The organism is Hansschlegelia beijingensis, from assembly GCF_045505405.1.
GTDB lineage: Bacteria > Pseudomonadota > Alphaproteobacteria > Rhizobiales > Methylopilaceae > Methylopila > Methylopila beijingensis_A.
Window position 1 is genome coordinate 1 of the sequence record NZ_JBJKEX010000585.1, and the last position, 1,054, is coordinate 1,054.

A 1,054-nucleotide genomic window follows, 5' to 3' on the forward strand; every position below is an offset into this window, starting at 1 on the left:
CTCGGCGGTCAACGAGTTCGACGAGCTGTTCGAGGACATCTACGACTTCTCGGAGGCGCAGGGGCTCGAGATCGACACGCTCACCGTAGCCCAGCCCGCGCACGGTCTGGATCACGTCGGCGCCGAGCTTCTTGCGCAGACGCCCGACGAACACCTCGATCGTGTTGGAGTCGCGGTCGAAGTCCTGGTCGTAGAGATGCTCGACAAGCTCGGTGCGCGACACCACGCGGCCCTGATGGTGCATCAGATAGGCGAGCAGCCGGTATTCGTGCGAGGTCAGCTTGACGGCCCGGCCGTCGATCGTGACCCGGCCGGCGCGGGTGTCGAGGCGCACCGGCCCGCACAGCAGTTCGCTCGAGGCGTGACCGCTGGCGCGCCGCAGCAGGGCTCGCAGCCGGGCGAGGATCTCCTCCATGTGGAACGGCTTCGGCACATAGTCGTCGGCCCCGGCGTCGAAGCCCTGGACCTTGTCCGACCAGCGGTCGCGCGCCGTCAGGATCAGCACCGGCGTGGTCTTGCCGTCGCGCCGCCACTGCTCGAGCACGCTGATCCCGTCCATCTTGGGCAGGCCGATGTCGAGCACGATGGCGTCGTAGGGCTCCGTGTCGCCGAGGAAATGGCCTTCCTCGCCGTCGAACGCCCGGTCCACGGCGTAGCCGGCCTCCTCCAGCGCGGCGGTGATCTGGCGATTGAGGTCGGGATCGTCCTCGACGACGAGCAGGCGCATTGGACAGGCCTCGGCGGTTGAGCCGCTGGTTATAGCGCTCCGGAACGGGCGGCGGTGAGAGCAGCTTCGCGCATGGTTATCTCACCCCGAGCAGATGGCCGTCGGCGGCGTCGACCCTGACGCGGGCCACCTTGCCGTCGGCGTTGAGGAGCGTGAGTTCGTAGGCGAGGCTGCCGGCGTAGGTGCACAGCCGATAGTCGATCACCTCGCCCGACCATGCCTCGCGCGCCGAGCGCACCGCCTGCGACAGCGGAACGGCGCGCTTGGCGATGATCGCGCGGCGGCACCGACTGTCTTTCCGGCCGCGTCGCCGCCGCGGGCGTGAGC

The 1,054-nt window shown here is 69.1% G+C and carries 1 protein-coding gene and 1 pseudogene; both read right to left on the reverse strand.

Annotated features, from left to right (window positions below):
- Nucleotides 1–85: 85 nt before the first annotated feature.
- A pseudogene (locus tag ACIKT0_RS18885) lies at nucleotides 86–727 on the reverse strand (response regulator transcription factor); the annotation flags it as partial.
- A 76-nt stretch (nucleotides 728–803) separates the two neighbouring features.
- Nucleotides 804–1,054 (reverse strand): PepSY domain-containing protein (locus ACIKT0_RS18890; protein ID WP_407106837.1); only part of this gene is annotated, 251 nt, incomplete at its 5' end.